The sequence below is a fragment of the Actinosynnema sp. NPDC059335 genome (assembly GCF_042752395.1).
Taxonomy (GTDB): domain Bacteria; phylum Actinomycetota; class Actinomycetes; order Mycobacteriales; family Pseudonocardiaceae; genus Actinosynnema.
Map to the genome: position 1 here is coordinate 1 of NZ_JBHYXZ010000203.1, position 6047 is coordinate 6047.

The following is a 6047-nucleotide window of genomic DNA, read 5'->3' on the forward strand; positions in this document are numbered from 1 at the left end:
GCCGCGGGCCCGCCCCCCCCACACCCCGCGCGCGCCCCGCCCGCCCCCCCCCCCCCCCGCGCGCCCCCCCCCCCCCCCCCCGGGGGCCGCGCCCACGACGCGCAGGACGTCATCGCACGGCTGCGCGCCGCGCTGCGCGAGGTCCCCGACCACGTGCCGCTGACCGCCGCGCTGCTGCGGGCGCACTCGGACGCGTTGCCCGCGCAGTCCCACGTGCTGCGGGACTACGCGCTCGACGTGGCCCACGAGCTGACCCGGCTCTGCCACGCCACCGACGGGGACCGGTCCGCGCTGCGCGACCGGGCGTGGGCGCTGCACAACCTGGCCGAGCGGCACCTCGCGGTCGGCCACCGCGCCGAGGCCGTGACCGCGGCGACCGAGGCGGTGGCGATCCGCGAGGGGTTGGCGCGCGGGCACGAGGCCCCGACCCACCGCACGGAGTGGGCCGAGTCGCTGCGGGTGCTGTCGCAGGCGTTGCGCGGCACCGGGCGGTTCGGCGACGCCTACCGCGTCGGCGAGCAGGCGCTCGGCCTGTTCCGGGCGCTGACCGCGGAGGACGGCGACGACGCCGGCAAAGGCGAGCGGGGGCTGGTGCGGGCGCTCATCGGCCAGGCGCGGGTGGTGTGGCTGCTCGACCCGCAGACGATCGGCTTCGACCAGGTCGCCAGGTCCGACGAGTACACCGACGAGGCCGTCCGCCGGGCCCGCGACCTCGTGGAGCGGTACCCGGACCTCGACCCGCTGCTGCTCACCGACGCGTTGGAGCAGCGGGCCACGAACCTCTGGCGGTTCCAGCGGCCGCCGACGGGCCTCTCACCGAGCGAGGAGGCGGTCGCGACGGTCCGCCGGCTGGCCGAGGAGAACCACGACGCCTACGCCGGCGACCTGGCGAACGCCCTGCTCGGCCTGGCGGTCGAGGTCGGCGCGGACTCGCCCGGCGAGGCGATGGCGTTGGAGCACGAGGCGATCGCCCTGGTGCGCCCGCTCGCCGCCGACCTCCCCGAGGTCCACCTGCCCGAGCTGGGCACCCTCCTGCACAACCTCGCGTTGGACCTGTTCGACCTGGGGCGGCACGCGGCCGCGCGGGAGGCGATCGAGGAGGCCGTCGAGCACCGCCGCACCCTGGCCGACGACCCGTACGGGCTGGAGGTGCCCAGGCTCGCCCAGTCGATCTACACGCTCGGGTGGTTCGAGGCGTACGAGGGCGACCACCGGGCGGCGGTGGAGCGCTTCACGGAGACCCTGGCCCTCTACGCGAACGCCGTGGTCCCGCTCAGCGCGAGCCACCTGCGCCACCAGTCGGCCACCGCCCTGGCGCTGGCGCAGTCCTACGCGGCGCTGGGCCGCACCGACGACGCGCTCAGGACCGTGGTGGAGGCGGGCGCGGTCCGGCGTCGCCTCAGCGAGTACGCGCCGAGCCTGTACGCGGAGGGGTACGCCGAATCGCTTCGCGACCTCGCCGACCTGTACCGGAGCAGGGGCCAGCGGATCCCGGAACGCATCGTGCTGCGGCACGCCCTGCCGATCTACCGGCACCTGGCCCGTGCCGACGCGCAGGGACGGGAGAAGCTCGCGTGGTGCCTGCACGAACTCGGCGCCAGCTACGGCGTGCGCTGGTCGACGGGCGAGCGGGCGGTCGTCACGCTGCGGGAGGCCCACGACCTGCTCGCCGAGCTGCCGTCCCGGACCGTCGAGCAGGACGGGCTCCTGGCCCGGATCCGCGCGGACCTGGTCGGCGCGCTGCTGCTGACCAGCCGCTTCACCGAGGCCGTGCGGGTCGCCGAGCAGGGGGTGCGGCTCCTGCGCCGGCTGTCGGTCGCCGACCCCGAGGGGCACCGCTGGTCCTTGTACTTCGCCCTCCTGGGGCTGTCCCGGGGGCTGGTGATGGCGGGAGACCCGGCCGCCGCCCGGCGCGCCGTGCTCGACGCGGAGGAGCTGGGCCGGGTGCTGGTGAGCCGGCCCGACCGGACGCCGGCCCAGGTCGCGCTCGTCAACGTCCGGTTGGCGCGGACCTTGAGCCTGTGCGGTCGGCACGACATCCGCCTGGTGCTGCGCGCGCTCGAACCGGCGCGGCGGGCGGCCCGCCTCAACCGGCGGCTGGTCGACCGCAACCCCCACGAGCACCAGGCCGCCCTGGAAGAGGCCGTCGGCACGCTCGTCACGGTCCTGACGCAACTCGGCCGGCACGCCGAGGCCGCCGAGGCGCGGTGGAGGAGAGGAGCATGACGCCATGACCACACCACCACGGGGCGTCGAGGAGCGCGACGAGTCGGCGGAGGACATCCGGCAGGACGAGGAGCGCGTCGGTCGCCCGGCGGAGCTGTTCTACCCCCACGTGGCCGAGTTCGTCACCGACCGGCTGATCTACCTGATCCCCCGCCCGACACCGGAGTCGCGGCTGGTGTGGTGCCCGAGCTGGTTCCGGCACGCGCAGGCGCTCTCCCGGCTGGACTCGGTGTGGCGCGCGTGGGAGAGCCTGCGCTTCGACCCGGCGCTGGGGATGGCGAACTGGTGGACGCACTACGCGGACCCCCACCTGCGCGCCCTGATGGACCCGGTCACCGGGCCGTTCGCCCGCTGCGTCGACGGCCACCGGTCGGACGAGCCGCTGCCGGTCGACCTGCCCCCGGAGGGGCTGTTCACCGACCAGCGGAACACGTGGAACCTGCCGTTCCCCGACGACCCGCTGGCCCTCGACTGACCCCGACCGCGGCGGCCGGGGTCAGCGGGAGAACTCGAGGTGGACGTCGTCGGTCTCCTTCAACAGCATCACCCGGCGGTGCGCGGGATCCCAGCCGGCGCCCACGAGGAAGTACCGGGCGCCGGAGCGCTGCACCAGGCGCAGCCCGTCGTAGCGGAACTTGACGTGCGCGCCCGGCGCGGTCACGGGCGTCTCCACGACCCCGGGCAGGTTCGTCGCGAGCCGCTTCGCGCTGTGCACGGTGACCGCGACGAGCTGGTCCGGGTCGGCGGCGATGTTGTCCGCCTGGCCCTCGCCGACGGCCGTGGCGATGCGTTCGGTGTCCCAGAACACCGTGAGGCCCAGGGCCAGCAGGAGCAGGACGCGCAGGCTCGGCGTGCCCCGCCGGTCGCCCGCGTGGCGGCGCAGCACGTCGGCGTAGACGGCGCTCGACAACGCGACCGTGAGCACGTACGGGAACCACGTGCCGCCGGTCTGCGGCCACAGGGCGGTGAGCACGACCAGGCCGAGGCCGAGGAGCAGCGCCGTCCCGGTGAGCACGCGCGGCAGCGCGGTCCCGAGCCGGCGGCGTCGCACGGCCGGCAGGACGACCCGGTGGTGCGCCCAGTGCAGCCCGAGGGCGATCAGCACGAGCAGGGTCAGCGGCACGAACAGCACGTCGACGCTGCGCAGGAGGTAGTCCTGCACGGAGAAGTCGAGCAGCGCCGAGTCGTAGCCGAGCTTCTCGGCCTTCGCCCTCGTGCGGACCCAGCCGTAGTAGACCATCAGCGAGGTCGCCAGGGCGACGGGCGACCCGACGACGGCCACGGCGTGCAGGACGGAGGCGCCGGCGGGCCGCGGTGCGGCGGCGGGGGCGCGGAGGGAGGACAGCCGCCTGACCTCACCCGGTCGGGTGGGGCGAACTCGCACGACCCGCGGTCTCCTCGTCGAAGGTGTACTCCGCCACGGGCTCGAACGGCCAGGACGAGACCTTGACCCCGACGCGGGTGCTCGCACCCGATCCGGGTTCGGACAACGTCAGCAGCACGGTCGCCTCACGGCCGTCGACGGTGCGCACGTCGTCGATGACCGTCCACACGTTCTCCCCGGTGAGGTAGACCTTCACGACGGGCCCGAGGTTCCGGCCGACGAGGCGGACCTCCCGGCCGCTCGCCGGCCCGTGGTGCGGTTCGACGGCCAGGACGACCGGGCAGCTCGTGGACGCCGTCCCGGTGGCGGGCCGCTGCCTGCCGAACACGGCTCCGGGGTCCTGGCGGTGGGCCGTCACGACGTCGAGCAGCATCCGGTACAGGTCCCGCACGTAGCACTCGAACTGCCCGGTGGCCCCGGAGACCGCGTCGAGGCGGGCGTAGGCGGTCGGCCACAGGTCGGCGCGGCCGTGGAACGCGGCCAGGCAGGCGGCCGCGGCCCCCGCGAACACCGACGACACGGGCTCGGGGAAGTCCGGCGCGCTCGCCAGCGCGTCCGCGCACCGGCCGTTGGCGATTTCGTAGTACACGACGGTGGTGGTGTTGCCGCCACCGCCCGCCGGGGTGAACGACTCGATCCACGTGATGATTTTCGAACCGGACGGGCGCTGCGTCGTCTTCGAAACGGGCGGCGGTCCGGACGACGACGTGCCGGTCGTCGTGGACATCACCGCGGACAGGGGTGTCGGCGCGCCGGTCGACGTGAACCCAGGGGACGGCGTGAACGCGGATGACGACGCGTCGGGCGAATCGAACGCGGGGGGCTCCGGGGTCGGCGAATGCGCGCCCGTCGTGCCGCGCACGACGGGCACGTCCGCCTGACCTCGGGCTTCCGCGACGAGCGGATCGGACCGCAGACCGCGGTGCAGGGCGAATGCCGCGACCACGGCCACCAGCGCGCAGGCGCCGACGATGGCGATGATCCGCTGTGATCGGGACAAGCGGCTGAAACCCACGCCAGTTCCCCTCCCCGTGATGGTGGCGCGGTGTGCGAAGGCCGGACTTGCCTTTGCGGACCCCCCGGCGACGGCCGCCAGCCTATCCGCGGTCGACCACCGAAAGGCATCACACCATCGGGTATTGCGCTGGGTGATCGAGTGCTTTTCGGGTAATGCGCGCGGACGCCGAAAGGGAATCTCACGTGAGCGGAACGACGAGCACATCGCACGGCGCTTCGCGCAGCGCGTGGCGGCTCACGCTGCCGATGAGCGCGTGCCGCAGCCCCGATCCGCGCTCGACGCCCACGACGACCAGGTCCGCGCCGCGGCGGTCCGCGAGGTCCGGGACGAGGTCCTCGGGCCGCCCGGCTTCGACCAGGACCTCGGCGGGCGCGGGCGTGAGCCCGGCGGCCAACCGCTCGACCTCCGGCCGCGCCACCGCGAGCTGCCCGCGACGCAGCTCGCGGATCGCGCGGTCGTCCGCGCCGGTGAGCCGCAGCAGGTTCTCCCCCAGCACGGTGACGCCGTGCAGCAGCAGGTAGGGCGTGCCGCGGGTCAGCGCGAGCCCCGACCGCGCGGCCCGGAACGACCGGCTCGTCGCGTCCACCGCGCACAGCGCCAACGAGTACGCCGAACCGCCGGCGCGCTTGACGACGAGCACCGGGACCGGGCTCAGCTCCACCACCTGCTCGGCGGTGGAACCCGGGAAGAGGTCCCGCGGCCGGTGCGCGCCGCGTGCGCCCACCACGACCAGCCCCGCCTGCCGGCGCTCCGCCTCCGCCACGACCTCCGGGCCGACCGACCCGGTGGCCACGACCGCCTCCACCGGCACCGCGGCGTCCCGCACCAGGTCCCGCAGCGCCCGGGACGCCGCCTCCACCAGCTCGACGCCCAACCCGGGCGGCGCGGCGTGCACGACCGTGACGTCCACGCCGTGGCGTCCGGCGAGCGCGAACGCGCGCCGCAACGCCGCGCGGGAGCCCTCGGAGAAGTCCGTCGCCACCAGGACCCGGCGCACCGCTCAGCCCTCGCCGTCGGGCCGCCGGCCGCGGCGGTGGGCGGCGCGGGCGATCGCGTGGCTCGCCACCGGGGAGGTGAGCGCGATGAACGCGATCGCCAGCACGGCGAAGGTGATGATCGTGGCGTCCTCGGTCGCGATCGAGGACGCCAGGATCGCGATCACGCCCGGTCCCGTGGTCAGGCCCTGGGCGTGCAGTTGCACGTAGGTGTCGGTGCGGCGCAGGACGCCGACCAGGCTGACCGTGAGCAGCACCAGGCCGAGCAGGAGCAGCGCGCCGCCGAGCACGTCGAGCAGGATCGAGATCATCCGAACGGGCTCCCCGAGTCGAGGTAGCGGGCCGTGGGCCCGGGGGGGGCGGTCGACCCCCGGGGCCGCGCCCACCCCGGGGGGGGGGTTTAGGCCAGGCCCCCCCCGGGGCC

The 6047-nt window shown here is 75.2% G+C and carries 7 protein-coding genes; 3 read left to right on the plus strand and 4 right to left on the minus strand.

The annotated features are described in order from the left end of the window. Positions 1-153: 153 nt before the first annotated feature. Together ACFXGA_RS36495 and ACFXGA_RS36500 are read left to right on the plus strand one after the other, a co-directional pair. Positions 154-2226, plus strand: coding sequence for a tetratricopeptide repeat protein (locus tag ACFXGA_RS36495; protein ID WP_378096459.1), 2073 nt, complete (start codon positions 154-156; stop codon positions 2224-2226). 4 nt (positions 2227-2230) lie between these two features. After that, the gene (locus tag ACFXGA_RS36500; RefSeq protein ID WP_378096462.1) at positions 2231-2701 is read left to right on the plus strand and encodes a DUF4913 domain-containing protein; all 471 of its coding nucleotides are present in this window, start codon (positions 2231-2233) and stop codon (positions 2699-2701) included. Between the two features lie 21 nt (positions 2702-2722). Here the strand turns inward: ACFXGA_RS36500 and ACFXGA_RS36505 are convergent, their stop codons facing one another. Both ACFXGA_RS36505 and ACFXGA_RS36510 read right to left on the minus strand, forming a co-directional pair. Beyond that, positions 2723-3610 (minus strand): hypothetical protein, encoded by an 888-nt coding sequence (locus ACFXGA_RS36505; protein ID WP_378096465.1) that lies wholly within the window; start codon positions 3608-3610, stop codon positions 2723-2725. After that, positions 3582-4199: a hypothetical protein gene (locus ACFXGA_RS36510; RefSeq protein WP_378096468.1), complete on the minus strand. Its 618-nt coding sequence runs from the start codon at positions 4197-4199 to the stop codon at positions 3582-3584. The genes ACFXGA_RS36505 and ACFXGA_RS36510 overlap by 29 nt, the downstream gene beginning before the upstream one ends. Before the next feature lie 4 nt (positions 4200-4203). Here ACFXGA_RS36510 and ACFXGA_RS36515 point away from each other — a divergent pair, with 4 nt between their 5' ends. Continuing rightward, on the plus strand, positions 4204-4491 hold the full coding sequence (locus tag ACFXGA_RS36515; RefSeq protein ID WP_378096470.1) for a hypothetical protein: 288 nt from the start codon (positions 4204-4206) through the stop codon (positions 4489-4491). A gap of 315 nt (positions 4492-4806) precedes the next feature. On the opposite strand, the gene ACFXGA_RS36520 is transcribed toward ACFXGA_RS36515, so the two are convergent. Together ACFXGA_RS36520 and ACFXGA_RS36525 are read right to left on the minus strand one after the other, a co-directional pair. After that, positions 4807-5625 (minus strand): universal stress protein, encoded by an 819-nt coding sequence (locus ACFXGA_RS36520; RefSeq protein ID WP_378096473.1) that lies wholly within the window; start codon positions 5623-5625, stop codon positions 4807-4809. Positions 5626-5628: 3 nt separating this feature from the next. Then, complete coding sequence (locus ACFXGA_RS36525) at positions 5629-5934, minus strand: monovalent cation/H(+) antiporter subunit G (RefSeq protein WP_378096476.1); 306 nt, start codon at positions 5932-5934, stop codon at positions 5629-5631. Positions 5935-6047 lie beyond the last annotated feature (113 nt).